Genomic DNA, 20817 nt, shown 5'->3' with positions numbered 1-20817 from the left:
CAGCAGAACACGTTGCGAATTCAGGCCGCAGGCACCGCACCGTTCAGCACCGCTCAATCCGTTTCGGCGGGACGCCGCATCAGCAGATACACGCCTTTATCTTCCACTTCCACAAAGCCCAGCCGCTGATACAGGCGTAACGCCGGATTAAATTTTTCGACATGAATCTGCACCGCTTTGTGCGCTGCCCGCGCCTGGGCGAAAACCGCTTGCAACAGATCGGTGCCGATGCCCTGGCCGCGCGTGTCGGCCATCAGCGAAATATCGACTATCGATATCGTCTCAGGCTGGTGTTGCAGATACAAACGACCGATGTCTTGCTGCCCGCGCTGAACAATAAAATAGTCGGTATCGGCATAAGCAGCATAGGCACGGTGTTGCGCCTGAAACTGCATCGCCAGAAAAGCGGCTTTCTGTTCTTCAGGCCAGCCTGTGGGGCGCAACTCTTCCTCGCGCACAGACGCATACAAGCGTTGCAAAAATGCCAGATCGGTGTCGCTGACAGCGCGCAAGGCTAGTTGCGGATGCCGGAAAATCATCGCCGATGGCACTGCTTATTTCTCCACACTGAACGTCGCGGAATAAGAAACGCCACGTTCTGTTTTCGAAAACGGCACCAGAAAAATTTCCTGCGTCGCTAAGCTGGCATGCTGCAAGGCGTAGATTCCCTGTGGCAAAGCCGTGCTGGCATTGCTGGAAAAATTCAGAGAAAAAAAGTGATGCGGGGAAGATGCGGTCGTGCTGTCTTTGACATCATCCAGTGTCAGGGTCAGGCTCAGACCATCGCCAAACGGAATAGAAAACTGAGAACCAACATGCGGTAAAAATTGTGCAGCGGTAAAAGTCATATTGTGAGATGTTCAGACAAAAAAATGCCAGAGCAAGCTCTGGCCAGAATTTAAGGACGCTGCGGAAACACGCCGTACAATGAAATGCAGAAATTCAGCACGCTGAAAGGCTGACGATTTTCATGCGCACCCCCCTGACCAATCACACTGATGCCCTGTGGTGACAGGGTTGTCAGCGTTGGCGCAGGCGTATCGGTCGTGGCGGCATACAGATTGCCGCTTGTCAGCTTAGAAGGTAAATGTCCGCCAGGGCCTGCCGACACAAACTGATTTGCATTGACATGCAAATCATGCGTATGCGCCGTCATTTCGCTCAAGATCAAACTCACTGCGTTCTCACCTTGCTGTTCACCTACCAGATTATTTTCCGCGCCAATCACGGCTTGCCCCATTAAATTTGGCAAGCCAAAAGTCGAGGTGCCATTCCCGCCATAATTGACGCCAAGAATCGAGAACAAGGTTGTATTTTGCTGGATAGGTACCAGCGCGCCGTCACAGAATGCCCATTGATAAGGGGCAAAGTTGAAACCAAACGCGCGGATTTCTCCGATAAATGGATCTGCCATTCTGTTCTCCTTAAGCTTGCTGCGGGTAAATGCCGACCGTTGCGATGATGTAATTCAGTGCTGTTGTGGGCATCAGATTGCTATGCGGGAGGCTGCCGCCAACAACAGGGATCGATTGTGGACTGAGCTTGCGTTCCAGCGTGGGATTTGGCACGCCAGAGTCGTACAAAGTACCGCTGGCCAGCGTTGCCAACACCGTCGTCGGTCCGGGAACACCAATAGTGGCATTATCCGCACTGCCCTGTATCGTATGGCTATGCGCAGGGAGTTGTGCTTGCGTCAGTGGCACACTTGCCGCCCCAAATGTCTGCCCCATGGTGCGTGGCGACAGAGCCGGACCGGTACCCTGCCCGACGGGCAGGCGATTGCGCAGATCGGGCAAAGCAAATGTGCGGACGCCGTCGCCGCCGTAGGTGGTGCCCAGTAATGTAAATAAAACCTCGTTCTCTGAAATCTGAACCTGACTACCATCACACGCTAGCCAGCCCTGTGGCGCGTAGGTGCCTGCAAACAAACGAATTTCGCCAACAAAAGGATCAGCCATTCTGTTCTCCTTAATTTCTGGATGGGAAAATGCCAGTAGTGGCAATGATGTAATTGATGACGAGTGACGGCTGCATGTTTTCATGCGCGGCGCCAGCACCTATTGTCGAGGTCATGCCAGCTTCCATTGCGACCAGATTAGTGGGAGCACCGTAGATGTTGGTCGCCGTTGCCGCCAATACATTCTGCGCCGCACTACCGACACGCGGGACAGTTGCAGACGAACTGGCTACCACGACATTATGATTGTGCGGCGGTAAATTCGCGGCCTGCAGGGCAACCGTTTCCTGACCACCGGTTTGACCTTGTATAAAGGTATTGCCATCTCTGTGGACGGCAACGCGCCCGCGTAAATCCGGCAGAGCAAAAGTATTTTTTCCATCGCCACCGTATTGCACACCCAGCAATGCGAACAAGGCATTGTTCTGTTGCACGCTCATTAAGGCACCATTACAGAGTGCCCAGCCTTTCGGCGCAAATGGAAAAGCGCAAATCTTAATCTCACCTAAAAACGGCTCCACAGTTTTCTCCTTAAAGAGGTGCTGACGGTTAAAAAAGTGCTGACACTGACCACTATTGGCAATTTTTATTTTTTTGCAACAAACATAATTCGCTCAAAATAAATTTTCGTCAATCATCTATTCAGACTAAAGAGGCGAAAAGAACACACTTATAGGCAATTCATTTTTTAATTTGCCTTTTTTTTGTGCAATGTGGCTAAAATATTACCGTCGCTAACAATTGCCTAATAAATCACTTTTTGTCAAGGAAAAGTTTATTTCAGGCAATTATCAGCAATCCGATTCTCTGCTTCAGAATATTTCAATCCCAATCGGCATCACCCATTACCAGTCAATCAACACGGAACATCCCCGAGGAAAAAATGACGATATATCCCAGCCATGATCCCGCCAGCCAGGCAGAAAGAATGCGCTATCCCACATGGTGCAGCCTGCTTTTATTCACCTTACAAAAACAGATGCTGCGCGGCTTAGTCCAACTGATGCTGCTGATTTTTTCCTTGCTGGCCTATGGACAAGCATCTGCTGCTTGTAATCTCAGTTTTTCGACGACTGTAGGTGGGCAGGTCACGCAAAGTGGCAGTGAATATAAATATACGTTTTCAACGACAGATTATGCGAACTGTGATCCGGGCGGAAAAACGGATGGAACTGGTGCCAGTCTGGGTATTTACGTCGATGCCATAGGCAACCAGAATAGCGCCGGTAACAAGACTTTCCCGTCGTCGAGTGCGCATGGAACCAACAACGTTTTCATCATGTCGATCGGTGGTTCCACAGGACCGACCAATATTGATGCGTTCTATTACACGCCGCCAAATGGCTACTCTGGACCAGATTCATTTGTTTTCTACGATTTCAACGGTTCTCCTTATACGGTCAACGTCACAGTAGTTGCGCCCGTACCCGGAGCACCAACAGGTGTTACCGCTACGCCAGGAAGTGGGCAAGCGTCGGTTGCCTTTACGGCTCCCGCCTCCGATGGCGGTAGTGCCATTCTTGACTATACCGTCACATCTAGTCCCGGCGGCTTTACTGCTACCGGCGCGGGCAGTCCGCTGGCAGTGACGGGGCTGACAAACGGAACGTCATATACTTTCACGGTCACGGCAAGAAATGCCAATGGCTCTGGTACTGCGTCTTCCGCGTCCACGGCGGTCACGCCTAAGGCAACGCAAACCATTACCTTTAACCCTCCCGGTGCACAGACTTTTGGCACGACACCGACCTTGACGGCTACGGCTTCTTCTGGTCTGACGCCGACATTCACATCAACGACAACCGGCGTCTGTACGATCACTTCCGGTGGTGCTTTGACGTTTGTCACGGCAGGGTCTTGTACGATTAATGCCGATCAGGCTGGTAATACGACATACTCGGCAGCAGCAACGGTTCCGCAAACCTTTACTGTCAACGCCATTGCTCCGGGGGCACCAACGGCAGCAGCCGGCACCGCTGGGGACACTCAGGTCTCCGTCGCCTTCACCGCACCAGCTTCCAATGGCGGCAGCGCTATTCTTGACTATACGGTCACGGCCAGCCCCGGCGGAGCCACGGCTACCGGTGCAGCCAGTCCGCTGAACGTCACTGGTCTGTTAAACGGAACTGCTTATACTTTTACTGTGACCGCCAGAAACTCGGCTGGCTCCGGTTCGGCATCCACGGCGTCCTCTGCAGTCACGCCTAAGGCACCGCAAACCATTACCTTTAACCCTCCCGGGGCACAGACTTTTGGCACGACACCGACCTTGACAGCTACGGCTTCTTCTGGTCTGACGCCGACATTCACATCAACGACAACCGGCGTCTGTACGATCACTTCCGGTGGTGCGTTGACGTTTGTTACGGCAGGCTCTTGTACGATTAATGCCGATCAGGCTGGTAATGCTGCCTTTTCAGCAGCAGCAACGGTTCCACAAACTTTTACTGTCAACGCCATTGTTCCGGGAGCACCAACGGCTGCGGTCGGTACACCAGGAGACACTCAGGTCTCCGTCGCCTTCACCGCACCAGCTTCCAATGGCGGCAGTGCTATTCTTGACTATACGGTGACTGCCAGCCCCGGCGGAGCCACGGCTACCGGTGCAGCCAGTCCGCTGAACGTCACTGGTCTGTTAAACGGAACTGCTTATACTTTTACTGTGACCGCCAGAAACTCGGCTGGCTCCGGTTCGGCATCCACGGCGTCTTCTGCAGTCACGCCTAAAGCTGCACAAACCATTACCTTTAACCCTCCCGGTGCACAGACTTTTGGCACGACACCGACCTTGACGGCAACCGCCAGTTCCACCTTAGCTGTGAGTTTCACCTCCACAACAACCGGGGTCTGTACAGTCACTTCCGGTGGTGCGTTGACGTTTGTTACGGCAGGCTCTTGTACGATTAACGCCGATCAGGCTGGTAACGGCACATACCTGGCAGCGACTACCGTCGGCAGAACATTTGCGGTTAATGCGACTGTTCCAGGTGCCCCAACCGGTGCCGTTGGTACAGCCGGAGGTGGACAAGTATCCGTGGCCTTTACGGCACCGGCTTACAACGGCGGCAGCGCCGTCACAGGCTACACGGTGACTGCGAGCCCCGGTGGCGCGAATGTCAGCGGGGCGACCAGCCCATTGGTCGTCACCGGCCTGACAAACGGAACGCCATACACTTTCACAGTGACGGCAACCAATCTGGCAGGTACTGGCGCGGCGTCTACCGCATCCACGGCAGTGACGCCTAAGGCAGCGCAAACCATTACCTTTAACCCTCCCGGTGGTCAGGCTTTTGGCACAACACCAACCTTGTCCGCTACGGCTTCTTCCGGTCTGATACCAACATTCACCTCCTCAACAACTGGTGTCTGTACTATTACTTCCGGTGGTGCGTTGACGTTCGTCACGACTGGCACTTGTATAATTAATGCGGATCAGGCCGGAGACGGCACGTATGGGGTAGCAACGACGATCAGCAGAACATTTGCCGTAAATCCTGTTGTACCTGGTGCGCCTACCGGTGCCGTAGGCACTGCCGGAGCCGCCCAAGTGTCTGTCGCCTTTACTGCACCGGTATTTAATGGGGGTAGCGCGATCACAGGTTACACGGTCACTGCAAGCCCCGGTGGTGCGTCTGTCAGCGGTGCGACCAGCCCATTGGTCGTCACTGGCCTGACAAACGGAACGCCATACACTTTCACAGTCACGGCAACCAATCTGGCAGGTACTGGAGCCGCATCAACGGCGTCTACCGCAGTCACGCCAAAAGCACCTCAGACCATTACGTTTGGCAATCCCGGTACACAAACTCTCGGAACGGCATTGACATTGACAGCCAGCGCCTCTTCCGGTTTAACGGTCACATTCACATCATCAACACCCGGTGTTTGCTCAGTAACCCCGGGAGGTGTTGTGTCCTCTATCTCTGCGGGTGTCTGTACCATCAATGTTAATCAAGCTGGTAACACGAACTTCGCAGCAGCGACAACGGCGACGCAATCGTTCACCATCAGTCCTTTGCCAGTTGGCGTGCTGACGTTTGCCAAACCGGGCGCCGCACTGGTCACGATGGGTTCGAGCTTCACAAACGTTGCAACGTCAACTTTGAGCGGTGGCGGCTTTGGTGCCATCAGTTACAGCAGTTCGAATAATGCCGTGGCAACGGTGAATGCGGCCGGTGTCGTGACATCGGTCAGCCCCGGCTCAAGCACCATAACGGCAACGCAAGCTGCTGTGCCTGGTATGAACGACCAGGCGACACAAACCTATACACTGACAGTTGCACCTCTGCCGGTTGGTATCCTGAGTTTCACTACACCAAATGCAGCAACGGTCGTGATGGGAGGTACGCTGACTAATCCTGCAACATCAACCCTGACGGGTGGTAGTTACGGAGCGATCAGTTACAGCAGTTCAAACACTGCCGTCGCTACCGTGAGTGCAAATGGCGCAATCACTACTGTCAGCGCCGGTACGAGTACGATCACGGCGACGCAAGCAGCAGTCGCCGGGGTGAATGCTCAGGCAACGCAGACTTACGTGCTGACGGTTGGTAAAAATGCGCAAGCGACACTCAGAGTCGTCAGCGATAAATCAAGCATCTTTAAGGTGACAGGTACAGCAACACTGACCACAACTGGCGGCTCTGGTACCGGCGCCATCAGTACTGCAGTCACAACGGGTACTTGCTCAGTTGCTGGCAATGTGGTTACTGCAGGCAGTGTTGCAGAAACCTGCGTCGTCACAGTGACTAAGGCAGCAGATGCTAACTACAGTGCGGCAACGGCAACGGTCAGTATTCAAGTCTTGAATATGGCAACGTCCAGCGTCACTCTGGCGAGCTCTTCACTAAATCCTATGCTGGGGCAAAGTGTCAATCTGACCGCGACTGTTAATCCTGGCGCGGCAACGGGAAGCGCCAGTTTTATGGATGGCACGACTCTGATCGCGAAAGTGAATCTCAGTGCGGGCGTTGCAAGTCTGACGACCAGTACTCTCGCCGTCGGCAGCCACAGTCTGACCGTGGTGTATTCTGGTGATGCCAATCTGGCCAGCTCCACCAGTGGTGCCATTGTTGTGAACGTCAATGCCCGACCTGATCCGGTAAACAATCCGCTGGTGAAACAAAATATCGTTTCGCAAGCAACGACAACACAACGCTTTACTGTGGCACAGATGAGCAACATCTATTACCACGTACAGATTCTGCATAATGACTTTAATATCCGTAACCGTTTCGGGGCTGGTCTGAATGTGCCGTATCTGGATACTTTGCGCCTGGTCGGTGGAAAAATTCTGGATAATTTCAGTGGCACTCAAGAGAAAGATGTTCTTGCCGGAGAATTCGGAACAGTGAAAACGGCGGAAAATCAACGCCGCGCAAGAGCGCCATTTGCTCAGGACGGTACGGCCCATCAGAAAGAGAAACGCATTGCGAAAGACGATGAAGCTGATCAAGAACCGGTCATCAGCGATGATGTTCCACGGATTGCCGGTATGCCAGCAGGCTTCTGGACTGCGGGTAATATCGACGTCGGCTCTCTGGATGCACAGGATGGTTCCCGTACTAAATTCTCCAGTGCAGGTCTGACGCTGGGTATGGACGTAATGGTCAATTCTAAGTTGATTGCCGGTGGCTCATTAGGCTACGCTAAAGACAACGCTACTTTTGATAATCTTGGTAGTGAAAGTAAAGCAAAACAATGGTCTGGCTCGCTGTATGCAACTTACAAACCAGAAAAACATTGGTTTGTTGATGGCGTACTTGGTGCCGGTCATGTGACCTACGACAATCGCCGTTGGGACAGTAACAATAATGTCCTGTTGTCTGGTGACCGCAAAGGTAAGATCATTTACGGTTCACTGAGCCTGACACGCGAATTGATTCTGCAACAGTTCCGTGTACATCCATTTGGTCGCGTCGACGTAATCAACGTCAAACTGGATAGCTACTCAGAACAAGGTAGTCCGATGGCATTAACCTTTAAAGATAGCAGCTTTACCAATTCCACCGTCACTGGTGGTGTGGATATCTTTAAAGACTATTTCTTTGCCAGCGGTCAGGTAACACCTTCACTGAAGCTGCAACTGTCACACCGCACCAGCGGCGATATCAATCAATCCGTGTATTACTCTGACATGGGTGCGAATGGTCCGACGTATAACGCGATCGTGACAGGTATTCCGGAAGATGTTCAGTCTTTAGGTTTAGGGCTGAATTTCAAAAACCGTCGTGGTTTCCAAGCAAACTTCGCGTGGCTAGGATCGATGGGCGCCAATGCTTATCGTGCCAACAGCTTCCGACTGGATTTACGCTTCGGCTTCTGATGCATTGAGTTAAGCGTATTTCAAATAAAAGCCCCCGTTAGCAATAACGGGGGCTTTTTCTTTATGGCGGCTGAACATGAACGCCTGCTCAGCAGCTATCTGATAAAAAACTGGCGATAGATTTTCAACGCATCATCATCGTGGAAAGCGCGCCTCAGATATCCACAGGATCAATTTCTACCAACCACTTCACCCGGCTTTTCATTGCCCGCAAAGTCACTATCCATTCTTTGACAAACGCCTGCAATGCCGGACGAGAAACCGACTCAACCAATAATTGGGCACGGTCAACATTCGCAACTCTGGTCATGGTCATGGGAATCGGATCATTGATCGTGATGCCAGTATGTTGAGTGCAGCTTGCTGCCTGCTGCAAAAATTCTATCGCCGTTGCTAACTCGCGCGCCTCGGCACGCAACAAAGCCTGATACATAAACGGCGGCAGTTGTGCCTGCTGGCGTTCCTGCAATAAATCGGTCGCGAAACTCTGATAGTTGTGCGCCATCAACGCGTGATACAAAGGATGATCAGGGTAACGCGTCTGGACCAGCACTTCAGAGATGCTGCCACCCTCCTTTTGCGCCGTTCTGCCGGCACGCCCCGATACCTGCATCAGTTGTGCGAACAAACGCTCGCTGGCGCGATAATCCTGAGAAAACAAAGCGGCATCCGGATTCAAAGCCGCAACCAGAGTCAGGCGCTTGAAGTCGTGTCCCTTGGCAACCATCTGTGTGCCAATCAGAATATCGACCTCGCCATCGTGCACGCGCTCAAAGGCGGCGGCTGCACTGCCTTTCAGACGAGTCGAATCAGCATCGATGCGAAATACCCTCGCCTCCGGGAAAATACTGGCCAGCGTTTCTTCCAGCCTTTGCGTGCCGCGACCCAGCGGTTGTAAATCAATATTGCCGCACGTCGGGCAAGAACGGGGGATACGTTGCTCCAGCCCGCAGTGATGGCAACGCAGACGATGGTCGCCTTTGTGCAACACCAGATTGGCAGTACAACGAGTGCAATTGCTGATCCAGCCGCAGGCATCACAGGCTAGTACAGGTGCGTAGCCACGCCGATTCAGAAACAGTAGTGACTGCTCACCTTTCTCTAAACGCTGACGTATCGCGGCAATTAATCGCGGGGTTAAACCTTCACTGGGTTTTTCACGCTCCAGATTGATAATTTTAACAACGGGCAACACGGCGTCTTTGACCGCGCGTTCGTGCAACTCTAACAAGCGATAGCGCCCACTTTGCGCGCCATGCCAGCTCTCCAGCGATGGCGTCGCCGATCCCAGCACAACAGGAATCCGCAATTGATGTGCGCGCCAGATCGCCAGATCACGCGCGGAATAACGCAAACCTTCCTGTTGCTTATAAGAAGGGTCGTGCTCTTCATCAACGATGATCAGCCTTAAGTCCGGCATCGACGCCAGCATCGCCAAACGCGTCCCCAGGACAATGCGAGCCTGCCCCTGATGCGCAGCCAGCCAGTGCAACAAGCGTTCGCCCTCAGCCATACCACTATGCAAGGTTGACAAGTGTAGGCCGGGAAAGCGATCGCGTATGCGCGCCTCAAATTGCGGTGTCAGATTAATTTCCGGTACCAGAATCAATATCTGCCCACTTGCCGACTCAGCAAGAATTCTGGCGGCAGACTGCAAGTACACTTCTGTTTTTCCGCTCCCTGTGACGCCGAACAAGAGATAAGGACTGAATTCGCGGGTATGCGTTATTGCGTTGACCGCCGCTTGCTGCTCAGCATTGAGCGCAGGTTCGTCTTGTGGAGCAGCGTCGTGCGGGAACGATAATCTGCCTAATTTCTTCAGCGCCCTGTCCAGAGAAACGGTTTTGGCTACTTTTAAATTTTTAGGCAAGGCGGGTAATGCGACTTCTCCCAGAGGGCGCTGATAATAGTCAGCCGCAAACTTGATTAACGCCAGCCATTCAGCGTTCAAAGCAGGAAGCACATGGCGCACAGCGATCACATCGCGCAACTTATCTACGGGTACCGTTGTTGTTTCTACTATATCAACAATAAGACCTGTGATTTCCTGGCGACCAAACGGTACCAGCACCAATTGCCCTATGGATGGCTGATTGGATGCATTCGCCTCTTCTGTCGCGGAAACCCAGCGGTAATCAAAGAAAGTGTCAAGCGGTGTATCTAACGCGACACGCAGGAAAATGGCGTTCACGTGTCTAGTTTTTGTCGTAAAAAATAACGTTAAGCATTGATTTTATGAGTAGTTTGCCAGTTATCCACAATTTCTGTGAATAACTTTGTGGGTAAAGGTCTATTGACATCGCTTTTTGCTAAGGTTTACGCGGGTTTCAACAAAATGCTTATTCTGAAGGCAAATTAATTTATCATTTAAAATCAATGAGTTAGGAAAATCATTTGCTTACTTAAAAATATTTTTTAAAGTTTTTTTCAATTGCCCTGAATTTGTGCATAAGTAAGATAAATCAAGCTTGGTTTTACACAATAACTCTCGTTATACAGCTTGGTTTTCCATCGTTTTTGGGCTTGAAAAGGGCGTGTATACAACGTTTTGCAAAGCAACATGCTGAGCTGATCAGCAAAAGCAGGCATCGTTAATTGATTGACGTTTTAAATGCCTGCTTTTCTATTCATTTTGTTATGCGTAACCAATGTGCAAAGCCAAAATTTGAGCGTCAAGATACGGCACTTATGCTACTTTTTGGCGCTGGCTGCGACTGTATTCGTGCACAGTCTCGACCAGGACGCTCACGGAATCCGGTGAGGTAAATTGTGAAATTCCATGGCCAAGATTGAATACATGCCCATGACCCGCTGCAGGAGTACCGTAACTATCCAGTGTTTGTATAACCTGCTGACGAATTTGCTCTGGTTCTGCAAATAAAATCGCGGGGTCAAGATTGCCCTGCAGCGCTACCTTATCACCGACCCGGGCACGCGCTTGTCCAAGATTGACGGTCCAATCCAGACCCACTGCATCGGCACCGATCGCTGCAATTTTTTCCAGCCACAAACCACCACCCTTGGTAAAGACAATCGCCGGGATACGTTTTCCGTCTTTTTCTTTTTGTAATTTATTGACGATGTCCTGCATGTAGCTCAGTGAGAACTCCTGATAAGCTGCATCCGCCAACGCGCCACCCCAGCTGTCGAAAATCATCACCGCCTGCGCCCCGGCATCGATTTGCGCATTTAAATAGCTGGCAACAGCGTCCGCGTTGACCCTCAAAATATGGTGCATCAGGTCTGGGCGCTTATACAGCATGGTTTTTACTGTGTGGAACTCACGTGAACCCTGCCCTTCCACCATGTAGCAAGCCAGTGTCCACGGGCTGCCCGAGAAGCCGATCAGCGGTACTCTGCCATCAAGCGCGGTACGAATCTGCGTCACGGCATCAAATACGTATTGCAAGCTACCTTCTTCAGGGACTTTTAATGCCAGAACGTCTTTTTCTTCTTTTAAAGGCCGTTCAAATTTCGGTCCCTCGCCCTCTTCAAAGTAAAGACCCAGCCCCATCGCGTCCGGTACGGTCAGAATATCGGAAAACAGGATAGCTGCATCCAACGCAAAGCGGTCTATCGGCTGCAAAGTAACTTCTGTTGCGAACTGTGGATTCTTTGCCAGACTCATAAACGAACCTGCGCCTTTGCGCGTAGCGCGGTATTCCGGCAAATAGCGGCCCGCCTGGCGCATCAGCCACAATGGCGTATATTCAGTCTCCTCGCGCAACAGAGCTTTGATGAAGGTATCGTTTTTGAGTGGAGCAAAATTGTGGGACATGTTAACTTTCAGAACACTGTTTTAATTTTGTGAAGATGCGGAAAACATTGCAAATCTCGGAATAGCTGACATTATCGCCTAAGCTGCATCGAACGGCATCTGATCTTGCGCAATTGACTCAACAGGGCTGTAATGCCATGAATATAAATTGTGGATAACTTTGTGGATAGCTTTATCTATTTTAGTATTTAGCTTTGATTGTTAAATACAGTTAACAAAATAAGCCTTCAACTCATTGATTTCATTGAATTTATTTTTCATCGATTGCTATAAAGAAAAATTTCTTCGAAAACATGTTTGTAATAGCTTGTGCATAAGTCCGCCTGTCAATGAGATTTTAAAATAATTACTTCCCCGGACACCGCATGCATTCCACCTCGCCGGTACGCTGATTTTCTCTACGTTCAGAGCAAACGCAAGTTATTACCCTGGCTTGGGTTATTCGACCTTAATTTTTGCGTAATCCGGATTAGCCGGTGGAAATTTGAGTTTCATACTTTCCAGTTTTTCCAGAACAATACTGGCGATAGCCAGATTACGCTGCGTCTTGGAATCAGAAGGAATGACATACCAGGGTGCAGTTTCGCTATCGGTGGCACTGATTGCTGCCTCGTAAGCGCGTTGATAGGCATCCCAATACTTGCGTTCAGCCAGATCCTGCATATCAAACTTCCAGTGCTTGTCAGGATCGGCTAAACGCTCTTCCAATCTGCGCTTTTGTTCCGCTTTAGATATGTGCAAAAAAAACTTCAGAATGATCGTCCCCGTCTCTGCAAGCATGCGTTCAAAGTCACGGATATGCGCATAGCGTCTGACGCATTCTGCGTCATCAATCCAGTCGTGCACCTTGCTGATCAACACGTCTTCGTAATGACTGCGGTTAAAAATGACAATTTCACCTTTCGACGGAACCTCCTGGTGAATGCGCCACAAATAATCATGGTCTTTTTCGGCCTGGCTCGGTGCCTTAAAAGCCACCGTTCTCGCACCCAGGGGATTAATCTGTCCAAATACGCCTTTGACTGTGCCATCTTTGCCCGAGGTATCCATTCCTTGCAAAATGATCAGTAATTTCGGCGCTTTTGAAGCGACAAAAACATTTTGCAAATCTGCAATCTTTTCAGCAAGATTAAAGGTCTGGAGTTTATCGATAGATTTCGCATCAGGTTGCGCGGTTACCGCCGCACCCAACACCTTACGATTAGCGTCGGTCTCTTTTAAAACAAAATCTGATTTCACCCGGAATTGATCTGCAACCGCCATAAATTACCTGTTTGATGTGTCAGAGAAAAGGTTGGGACGAATTTGGTGTTCAATTTTCAAACACCGGTCCATCACCACAAATACGCCCGCCGATTGCAATGCTGCCGCTGCGGCGACGTTGACTATACCCGATTGCATCCACAGGCATGGGGCAGATATTGCGATCGCTTGTTCGGCGATCGGCGGAATATCATCGGCATTCCTGAAACAATCAACGATATCGATAGCATGTTCACGACTCGCCTCAATCAGACCCGGATAGCAACATTCACCAAGGATCAAGTCCCCCGCATAACCCGGGTTAACCGGAATAATCCGGTAGCCATGCGCTTGCATATAAGCAGCGACCATATAGCTGGCACGATGTTGTTTAGGAGACAGGCCAACAACAGCAATATTTTTGCTTGATTTAAGTAATGCCGAAATTGCGTCGGGGTCGTTGATCATGACTGAATTCATCCGTGCTTCTGTAAAACAAAAAGGCAGCCAGAGCTGCCTTTTTGTTGTATTGCCTTCGTCGCGATAGTTAATAACGCAAACGAATTAACGCTTTTGACGCAATTTCTGTATCGCTGCCAACTGTGCGATCGCTGATGCCAACTCTGCCTGTGCTTGCGCATAGTCAATTTTGGAATCACGATTAACCAATGCTTCTTCTGCCAGTTTTTTGGCTTCTACGGCTTTGGCTTCGTCCAGATCATGACCGCGAATCGCAGTATCTGCCAGAACAGTCACTGTATCTGGTTGCACTTCAAGCAGGCCGCCCGCAACGAATACAAATTCGTCTTCGGTCTTGCCCGGAACCTTGATGCGCACTGCGCCCGGTTTGATACGGGTAATCAGTGGCGTATGTTTTGGGTAAATACCCAATTCACCAGCCTCACCCGGCAACGCGACGAATTCAGCCTCGCCAGAAAAGATCAACTCTTCCGCAGAAACAACGTCAACGTGAATAGTGTGTGCCATGTTCGACCCTTTTTATTCGCTAAAAGCTGGGGTGCGACTCAGTTGATTCAACTCTGCCGCACCACTATGCTGACAATTAAGCAGCAGCCAGTTTTTTCGCTTTTTCGATTGCTTCGTCGATAGTACCTACCATGTAGAACGCTTGTTCTGGCAGGTGATCGAGTTCACCGGAAGCGATCATTTTGAAGCCCTTGATCGTATCTTTCAGTGAAACATATTTACCTGGAGCACCGGTAAATACTTCAGCAACGTGGAAAGGCTGAGACAGGAAACGTTGCATTTTACGTGCACGGGCAACGATCAGTTTGTCTTCAGGTGCCAATTCATCCATACCCAGAATCGCGATAATGTCGCGCAATTCTTTGTAGCGTTGCAAAGTACCTTGAACAGCACGCGCTGTTTCGTAGTGTTCTGCACCAACCACTTGTGGGTCCAGCTGACGGGATGTTGAATCCAGTGGATCAACCGCTGGGTAAATACCCAGAGAAGCGATGTCACGGGACAAAACAACGGTGGAATCCAAGTGAGCAAACGTTGTCGCTGGGGATGGATCGGTCAAGTCATCGGCTGGAACATAAACAGCTTGGATCGATGTGATCGAACCAGTTTTAGTCGATGTAATACGCTCTTGCAGACGGCCCATTTCTTCAGCCAATGTAGGTTGATAACCCACAGCAGAAGGCATACGACCCAGCAACGCGGATACTTCTGTACCGGCCAGTGTATAACGGTAGATGTTGTCCACGAAGAACAGAACGTCTTTGCCTTCGTCACGGAAACCTTCAGCAATAGTCAGACCTGTCAGAGCAACGCGCAAACGGTTACCTGGTGGTTCATTCATCTGACCATACACCATCGCAACTTTGGAATTTTCTGGATTTTCCAGATCAACCACTTTAGCGTCAGCCATTTCGTGATAGAAGTCATTACCTTCACGAGTACGTTCGCCAACACCGGCAAACACGGACAAGCCGCTGTGTGCTTTAGCGATGTTGTTGATCAGTTCCATCATGTTCACGGTTTTACCCACACCCGCACCACCGAACAGACCAACCTTACCACCTTTAGCGAATGGGCAAACCAGATCAATAACTTTGATACCGGTTTCCAGCAATTCTTGCGATGGGGACAGTTCGTCGTAAGCAGGTGCTTTACGGTGAATGGAAGCTGTCTGCTCATGGCTGACAGGACCACATTCATCAATTGGGTTACCCAGTACGTCCATGATACGACCCAGCGTTGCTTTGCCAGTTGGTACCATGATAGGGTTGCCAGTATTGGAGATAATCATGCCACGACGCAGACCATCGGAAGTACCCAGCGCAATCGTACGGACTATGCCGTCACCCAATTGTTGCTGAACTTCCAGAGTCAGTTCGGAGCCTTCCATTTTCAAGGCATCGTAAATCTTAGGCATCGCGTCGCGTGGAAACTCAACGTCCACAACAGCGCCGATACACTGAACGATTTTGCCATTAGCCATGTTCGTTCCTTCAATAATTAGTATTCAGTTTAGACCGCTGCCGCGCCGGCGACGATCTCGGAGAGCTCTTTGGTAATGGCAGCTTGACGGGTTTTGTTGTAAACCAGTTTCAACTCACCAATCACGTTACCAGCGTTATCACTTGCTGATTTCATCGCCACCATACGAGCCGACTGTTCAGATGCCATGTTTTCTGCGACTGCCTGGAAAATCAGCGCTTCGACATAACGTATCAGCAATTCATCAATCACCGTCGCCGCATCTGGTTCGTACAGATAATCCCAGGAATGGGCATTTTTATCTGTCGCCAGTTTGTCCGATGTCAGCGGCAATAATTGCTCAATGACCGGTTCTTGCTTCATAGTGTTGATGAACTTGGTATAACTCAGATAAACCGCGTCCAGTTTGCCTTCCTGATAAGCATCCAGCAGTACTTTTACCGGACCAATCAGTTTGTCGAGATGAGGCGTATCACCCAGTTGTACCGCATGCGATACCACCGGTGCCCCAATACGATTCAGGAAACCAAGACCTTTATTACCAATTGCGACCGCTTCTATCTTTGAACCCTTAGCTTCTAGTTCACGCAGCTTGTTGGTGACCAAACGCAATACGTTCGTATTCAGGCCACCGCACAAACCCTTATCTGTCGTCACAACGATCAGTCCAACCTTCTTGGACTGATCTTGCTGAACCATGAAAGGATGCGTGTACTCAGGATTCGCTTGTGACAAGTTCGCAGTGATATTACGAATTTTTTCACTGTACGGGCGAGCCGCTCGCATCCGATCCTGCGCTTTGCGCATTTTGGATGCGGCGACCATTTCCATCGCCTTAGTGATCTTTTTCGTGTTTTCTACACTTTTGATCTTGCCACGTATCTCTTTGCCTGAGGCCATGTTTAGCTCCAGTTAAGATCAGTACGCGCCAGATTTTTTGAAATCAGCAACAGCTGCTGACAAAGTGGCTTCGCCGTCTTTATCGAGTTGCTTGGTTTCTTCAATCTTAGCGAGCAATGCTGCCTGGCTAGTCTTCAGGTAATTATGCAGACCAGCTTCGAAAGACAATACTTTCTTCACTTCGACATCATCCAGGAAGCCTTTGTTCACTGCGAACAGGGAAGCGGCCATCAGAGAGATCGGCAATGGAGCGTACTGCGCTTGCTTGAGCAATTCTGTCACGCGGGCACCACGATCCAACTGCTTACGTGTGGATTCATCGAGGTCAGATGCGAACTGCGCAAACGCTGCCAATTCACGATACTGCGCCAAGTCAGTACGAATACCACCGGACAGGTTTTTGATAACCTTAGTCTGAGCAGCACCACCAACGCGTGAGACAGAAATACCAGCGTTAATCGCAGGACGGATACCGGCGTTAAACAAAGATGTTTCCAGGAAGATCTGACCGTCAGTAATCGAAATCACATTGGTAGGAACGAAAGCAGAAACGTCACCAGCCTGAGTTTCAATGATAGGCAATGCTGTCAAAGAACCTGTTTTTCCTTTAACTGCGCCTTCCGTGAATTTTTCAACGTAGTCAGGATTCACGCGGGCTGCACGTTCCAGCAAACGGGAGTGCAGGTAGAACACGTCACCTGGGTAAGCTTCACGGCCTGGTGGGCGGCGCAGCAACAGGGAAACTTGACGGTAAGCAACCGCTTGTTTAGACAAGTCATCATAGATGATCAATGCATCTTCACCGCGGTCACGGAAGTATTCGCCCATGGCGCAACCGGAGTAAGCGGAGACGTATTGCATCGCTGCAGATTCAGCCGCAGTCGCCGCAACAACAATGGTGTATTCCATCGCGCCGTGCGCTTCCAGAGCACGCACAACGTTTTTAACGGAAGACGCTTTTTGACCGATCGCTACATAGATACAAGTAACGTTCTGACCTTTTTGGTTGATCACAGCATCAATCGCAACAGCTGTCTTACCAGTCTGACGATCGCCAATGATCAATTCACGCTGACCGCGACCAACAGGAACCATCGCATCAATTGACTTGATACCAGTTTGCATTGGCTCAGAAACAGATTGACGTGCGATAACGCCAGGTGCGATTTTTTCGATAGGCGCAGACAATTTCGCATTGATCGGACCTTTGCCATCGATAGGCTGACCCAGCGCATTAACAACACGACCACGCAGTTCAGGACCAATAGGTACTTCCAGAATACGACCAGTACATTTCACTGTGTCGCCTTCGGAGATATGTTCGTAGTCACCAAGAATAACGGCGCCAACGGAATCACGTTCCAGATTCAATGCCAGACCAAATGTGTTGCCTGGGAATTCCAGCATCTCACCTTGCATCGCGTCAGACAGACCGTGAATGCGGCAGATACCGTCGGTAACGGAAATAACCGTACCTTGATTACGAATCTCAGCAGTTTCACCAAGGCCTTGAATCCGGCTCTTGATCAGCTCGCTGATTTCAGATGGGTTGAGTTGCATACTAACTCCTAATATTTATACGTTCTTACGCGGTCAGGGCTGAGTGCATTTTTTGCAGCTTAGCGCGAACCGACGTGTCAAGCACCTGATCACCAACCACGATGCGCACACCACCGATCAAAGCAGAATCTACTTTGACGGTAGGATGCAATTTGCGGCCAAATTTCTTTTCCAATGTAATCGCCAGGTCGCTCAACTGAGCTGCCGACAATTCAAATGCGCTGGTCACTTCAGCATCTGCCGCACCTTCGTGGGCGTTTTTCAATGCATGAAATTGGAAAGCGATTTCGGGCAGCAAAGTCAGGCGATCATAGTCAGCGAGTGTATTGATGAAGTTTTTCGCTTCAGCAGTCACTGGAGATTTGAGCACAGACAGGAAAATCTCAGCTTTTTGCGAAGCCGAGACTTTTGGGTTGTGTGCAAGAGCTTGTACATCGGGATGCGCACCAGCCTGTGCCATTTCGGCAACCAGATCCGACCAGGCGGACAGGTTACCGGATTGGGCAACACGAAACAGCGCTTCTGCGTAAGGACGAGCGATCGTTGCGAGTTCGGCCATGATTACAGCTCGGTTTTCAGTTGATTCAACAGATCTGCGTGAGCGGATGCATTGACTTCACGTTTCAGAATTTGCTCTGCGCCTTTGACTGCCAATGTAGCAACCTGATCACGCAGTTCTTCGCGTGCTTTAGTTACCTGGTTTTCAGCATCAGCTTTTGCAGCAGCAATAATGCGGGCAGCTTCAGCAGCGGCAGTATTTTTGGCTTCATCCACGATCAGGGCAGCGCGTTTTTCCGCGTTGATAATCTGTTTCTGGCCTTCTTCACGGGCGCTATTCAATGCAGCTTGCGCTTCTTTTGCGCCATCTTGCAAAGTCTGACGCGCTTTGTCGGCTGCAGCCAGTCCGTCTGCGATTTTCTTCGCACGCTCGTCGAGCGCGTTCATCAGTGGCGGCCACACAAACTTCATTGTGAACATTGCCAAGATGAAGAAAACCCCAAACTGAACGAACAATGTTGCGTTTAAGTTCACGGTAATTCCTTATCTAAATGGATCAAGCCGAAAGCACAGTGCTTCCGGCAGTAGAAGGAAAAACTGATTATTTGAATGGGTTAGCAAATGCGAACAACATTGCGATACCAACACCGATCAGGAACGCAGCATCGATCAGACCAGCCAACAGGAACATCTTAGTTTGCAATGTGTTCATCAATTCTGGTTGACGAGCAGACGCTTCGAGGTACTTACCACCCATGATAGCGATACCGATACAAGCACCGATCGCGCCCAAGCCGATGATCAAACCGCAAGCCAAAGCAACAAAAGATAAATCAGTCATGACATTTCCTTAAAAGTTAAAAATAATAAAAGACTAAAACTAACAAAACCAAATCGAAACAATTACTGCAAAAATCAATTAATGATGTTCATGCGCTTGACCGATGTAGACCAGAGTCAGCATCATGAAGATAAACGCTTGTAAGAACACAATCAGAATATGGAAGATCGCCCAGATAGAACCAGCCACCAGATGACCAAACACACCAAATACTGTTGCCATCGAACCCAACAAAGCGATCAACAAGAACAACAATTCACCAGCAAACATGTTACCGAACAGTCGCATACCCAGAGAAACGGTTTTAGCAGCAAATTCGATCAGTTGCAAAATCAGATTAAATGGTGCCATTTTAATACCAAATGGAGCTGACACCAATTCATGCAAGAAACCACCAAGACCTTTGATCTTGACACTGTAATACAGCATTAAAGCCAACACGCCGAGCGAAATACCCAGAGTGCCATTTAAGTCAGCAGTCGGAACAACACGGTGATGAGTAAAAATGTGTTCTACGCCCAGCAAGGAAAACAAGCCAGAGAACAAATCGACAGGCAAGAAATCCAGTGAGTTCATCAGCGCAACCCAGACAAACACGGTCAGCGCGAGAGGAGCGATGAAACTGCGGTCACCGTGGACAATGCCTTTCGATTGTTCTTCTACCATCTCGACCAGAATTTCGACGGCAGCCTGAAAACGGCCAGGCACACCGGAAGTTGCCTTACGTGCAGCAAGCCACAAAATCAGGCTACCAACGATACCGGAAAATATGGACCAGAAAATGGTGTCCATATTGAAAATAGAAAAATCAACGATTTTATCTTGGTGATGGGTCGAGAAATGTCCTAAGTGATGGACAATATATTCTGACGCTGTTGGTGCGTGCTCAGTTGCGCTCATGGTCGTTGTCTAAATAGTAAAATAAAATAACTTTTCAGTACTACGATGAAGGCGATCAAAAATGCCGGCCAATTTACATCGCGGTACCAGTAGACAACCGCCGCCATCAGCGCAATTGTCAGTGCAATCTTGATAAATTCACCGATGAAAAATGTCATCGGGTTCGCACCACCAGGTTTTTTGGTGCCCATGAACAGGCGTAACGCAAAAAACGCATTTGGTAGTGAGCAACACATCCCACCAATAAAGGCAGAAAAAGCCAGGGAAGTGTTACCAAAAATTCCGGCTAACAGAGCCACAACCAACGCTGTTGCCATCTGCAACAGTACGATACGGGCCATGCTTTC

General features: G+C 50.0%; 19 protein-coding genes. 1 reads left to right on the top strand and 18 read right to left on the bottom strand.

Annotated features, from left to right (window positions below; translation table 11 throughout):
- Positions 1-53: 53 nt before the first annotated feature.
- From H8K26_RS00635 to H8K26_RS00615, 5 genes are read right to left on the bottom strand one after another with little or no spacing between them, the layout of a single operon-like run.
- The gene (locus tag H8K26_RS00635; RefSeq protein ID WP_190476583.1) at positions 54-539 is read right to left on the bottom strand and encodes a GNAT family N-acetyltransferase; all 486 of its coding nucleotides are present in this window, start codon (positions 537-539) and stop codon (positions 54-56) included.
- Between the two features lie 15 nt (positions 540-554).
- The gene (locus H8K26_RS00630) at positions 555-848 is read right to left on the bottom strand and encodes a DUF6916 family protein (RefSeq protein ID WP_190476582.1); all 294 of its coding nucleotides are present in this window, start codon (positions 846-848) and stop codon (positions 555-557) included.
- Positions 849-898: 50 nt separating this feature from the next.
- A complete protein-coding gene (locus tag H8K26_RS00625; protein WP_190476581.1) occupies positions 899-1414 on the bottom strand; it encodes a phage tail protein in 516 nt (171 codons plus the stop codon).
- 10 nt (positions 1415-1424) lie between these two features.
- Positions 1425-1958, bottom strand: a complete 534-nt coding sequence (locus H8K26_RS00620) for a phage tail protein (protein ID WP_190476580.1) — start codon at positions 1956-1958, stop codon at positions 1425-1427.
- Between the two features lie 10 nt (positions 1959-1968).
- Complete coding sequence (locus H8K26_RS00615) at positions 1969-2478, bottom strand: phage tail protein (RefSeq protein WP_190476579.1); 510 nt, start codon at positions 2476-2478, stop codon at positions 1969-1971.
- A gap of 362 nt (positions 2479-2840) precedes the next feature.
- Here H8K26_RS00615 and H8K26_RS00610 point away from each other — a divergent pair, with 362 nt between their 5' ends.
- A complete protein-coding gene (locus tag H8K26_RS00610; RefSeq protein WP_190476578.1) occupies positions 2841-8282 on the top strand; it encodes a fibronectin type III domain-containing protein in 5442 nt (1813 codons plus the stop codon).
- Between the two features lie 154 nt (positions 8283-8436).
- Here the strand turns inward: H8K26_RS00610 and H8K26_RS00605 are convergent, their stop codons facing one another.
- From H8K26_RS00605 to H8K26_RS00545, 13 genes are all read right to left on the bottom strand, one after another.
- Positions 8437-10473: a primosomal protein N' gene (locus H8K26_RS00605; RefSeq protein WP_190476577.1), complete on the bottom strand. Its 2037-nt coding sequence runs from the start codon at positions 10471-10473 to the stop codon at positions 8437-8439.
- Positions 10474-10968: 495 nt separating this feature from the next.
- Positions 10969-12060 carry a uroporphyrinogen decarboxylase gene (gene hemE / locus H8K26_RS00600; protein WP_186884082.1) on the bottom strand — a complete coding sequence of 364 codons (1092 nt, stop codon included), beginning with the start codon at positions 12058-12060 and terminating at the stop codon, positions 10969-10971.
- A gap of 438 nt (positions 12061-12498) precedes the next feature.
- The gene (locus tag H8K26_RS00595; RefSeq protein WP_190476576.1) at positions 12499-13323 is read right to left on the bottom strand and encodes a PPK2 family polyphosphate kinase; all 825 of its coding nucleotides are present in this window, start codon (positions 13321-13323) and stop codon (positions 12499-12501) included.
- Between the two features lie 3 nt (positions 13324-13326).
- Complete coding sequence (locus tag H8K26_RS00590; protein ID WP_223826770.1) at positions 13327-13782, bottom strand: CoA-binding protein; 456 nt, start codon at positions 13780-13782, stop codon at positions 13327-13329.
- A gap of 84 nt (positions 13783-13866) precedes the next feature.
- Entirely contained in the window at positions 13867-14289 is a 423-nt protein-coding gene (locus H8K26_RS00585) for a F0F1 ATP synthase subunit epsilon (RefSeq protein ID WP_186884084.1), read from the bottom strand.
- Positions 14290-14365: 76 nt separating this feature from the next.
- Positions 14366-15772 (bottom strand): F0F1 ATP synthase subunit beta, encoded by a 1407-nt coding sequence (gene atpD, locus H8K26_RS00580; protein ID WP_186884085.1) that lies wholly within the window; start codon positions 15770-15772, stop codon positions 14366-14368.
- 29 nt (positions 15773-15801) lie between these two features.
- Positions 15802-16671, bottom strand: a complete 870-nt coding sequence (atpG, locus tag H8K26_RS00575) for a F0F1 ATP synthase subunit gamma (RefSeq protein ID WP_186884086.1) — start codon at positions 16669-16671, stop codon at positions 15802-15804.
- A gap of 18 nt (positions 16672-16689) precedes the next feature.
- A complete protein-coding gene (gene atpA, locus H8K26_RS00570) occupies positions 16690-18231 on the bottom strand; it encodes a F0F1 ATP synthase subunit alpha (RefSeq protein ID WP_190476575.1) in 1542 nt (513 codons plus the stop codon).
- A 25-nt stretch (positions 18232-18256) separates the two neighbouring features.
- A complete protein-coding gene (locus H8K26_RS00565; RefSeq protein WP_186895980.1) occupies positions 18257-18790 on the bottom strand; it encodes a F0F1 ATP synthase subunit delta in 534 nt (177 codons plus the stop codon).
- A gap of 2 nt (positions 18791-18792) precedes the next feature.
- Positions 18793-19263, bottom strand: coding sequence for a F0F1 ATP synthase subunit B (locus tag H8K26_RS00560; RefSeq protein WP_186884089.1), 471 nt, complete (start codon positions 19261-19263; stop codon positions 18793-18795).
- A 67-nt stretch (positions 19264-19330) separates the two neighbouring features.
- Entirely contained in the window at positions 19331-19570 is a 240-nt protein-coding gene (gene atpE / locus H8K26_RS00555) for a F0F1 ATP synthase subunit C (protein WP_162019491.1), read from the bottom strand.
- Positions 19571-19648: 78 nt separating this feature from the next.
- Positions 19649-20470 carry a F0F1 ATP synthase subunit A gene (gene atpB, locus H8K26_RS00550; RefSeq protein ID WP_186884090.1) on the bottom strand — a complete coding sequence of 274 codons (822 nt, stop codon included), beginning with the start codon at positions 20468-20470 and terminating at the stop codon, positions 19649-19651.
- Positions 20467-20811, bottom strand: a complete 345-nt coding sequence (locus tag H8K26_RS00545; RefSeq protein WP_186884091.1) for an ATP synthase subunit I — start codon at positions 20809-20811, stop codon at positions 20467-20469. The genes atpB and H8K26_RS00545 overlap by 4 nt, the downstream gene beginning before the upstream one ends.
- Positions 20812-20817: the final 6 nt, after the last annotated feature.

This window comes from Cognatundibacterium aquatile (assembly GCF_014699135.1).
Taxonomy (GTDB): Bacteria; Pseudomonadota; Gammaproteobacteria; order Burkholderiales; family Burkholderiaceae_D; genus Undibacterium; species Undibacterium aquatile.
This window is presented reverse-complemented; position numbering and strand designations above follow the sequence as displayed.

Excerpts from the sequence above, each read along its gene's own strand:
- H8K26_RS00635 (WP_190476583.1), bottom strand. The coding sequence starts at position 539 with ATGATTTTCCGGCATCCGCAACTAGCCTTGCGCGCTGTCAGCGACACC.
- H8K26_RS00630 (WP_190476582.1), bottom strand. The coding sequence starts at position 848 with ATGACTTTTACCGCTGCACAATTTTTACCGCATGTTGGTTCTCAGTTT.
- H8K26_RS00625 (WP_190476581.1), bottom strand. The coding sequence starts at position 1,414 with ATGGCAGATCCATTTATCGGAGAAATCCGCGCGTTTGGTTTCAACTTT.
- H8K26_RS00620 (WP_190476580.1), bottom strand. The coding sequence starts at position 1,958 with ATGGCTGATCCTTTTGTTGGCGAAATTCGTTTGTTTGCAGGCACCTAC.
- H8K26_RS00610 (WP_190476578.1), top strand. The coding sequence starts at position 2,841 with ATGACGATATATCCCAGCCATGATCCCGCCAGCCAGGCAGAAAGAATG.
- hemE (WP_186884082.1), bottom strand. The coding sequence starts at position 12,060 with ATGTCCCACAATTTTGCTCCACTCAAAAACGATACCTTCATCAAAGCT.
- H8K26_RS00595 (WP_190476576.1), bottom strand. The coding sequence starts at position 13,323 with ATGGCGGTTGCAGATCAATTCCGGGTGAAATCAGATTTTGTTTTAAAA.
- H8K26_RS00590 (WP_223826770.1), bottom strand. The coding sequence starts at position 13,782 with ATGAATTCAGTCATGATCAACGACCCCGACGCAATTTCGGCATTACTT.
- H8K26_RS00585 (WP_186884084.1), bottom strand. The coding sequence starts at position 14,289 with ATGGCACACACTATTCACGTTGACGTTGTTTCTGCGGAAGAGTTGATC.
- atpD (WP_186884085.1), bottom strand. The coding sequence starts at position 15,772 with ATGGCTAATGGCAAAATCGTTCAGTGTATCGGCGCTGTTGTGGACGTT.
- atpG (WP_186884086.1), bottom strand. The coding sequence starts at position 16,671 with ATGGCCTCAGGCAAAGAGATACGTGGCAAGATCAAAAGTGTAGAAAAC.
- atpA (WP_190476575.1), bottom strand. The coding sequence starts at position 18,231 with ATGCAACTCAACCCATCTGAAATCAGCGAGCTGATCAAGAGCCGGATT.
- H8K26_RS00565 (WP_186895980.1), bottom strand. The coding sequence starts at position 18,790 with ATGGCCGAACTCGCAACGATCGCTCGTCCTTACGCAGAAGCGCTGTTT.
- atpE (WP_162019491.1), bottom strand. The coding sequence starts at position 19,570 with ATGACTGATTTATCTTTTGTTGCTTTGGCTTGCGGTTTGATCATCGGC.
- atpB (WP_186884090.1), bottom strand. The coding sequence starts at position 20,470 with ATGAGCGCAACTGAGCACGCACCAACAGCGTCAGAATATATTGTCCAT.
- H8K26_RS00545 (WP_186884091.1), bottom strand. The coding sequence starts at position 20,811 with ATGGCCCGTATCGTACTGTTGCAGATGGCAACAGCGTTGGTTGTGGCT.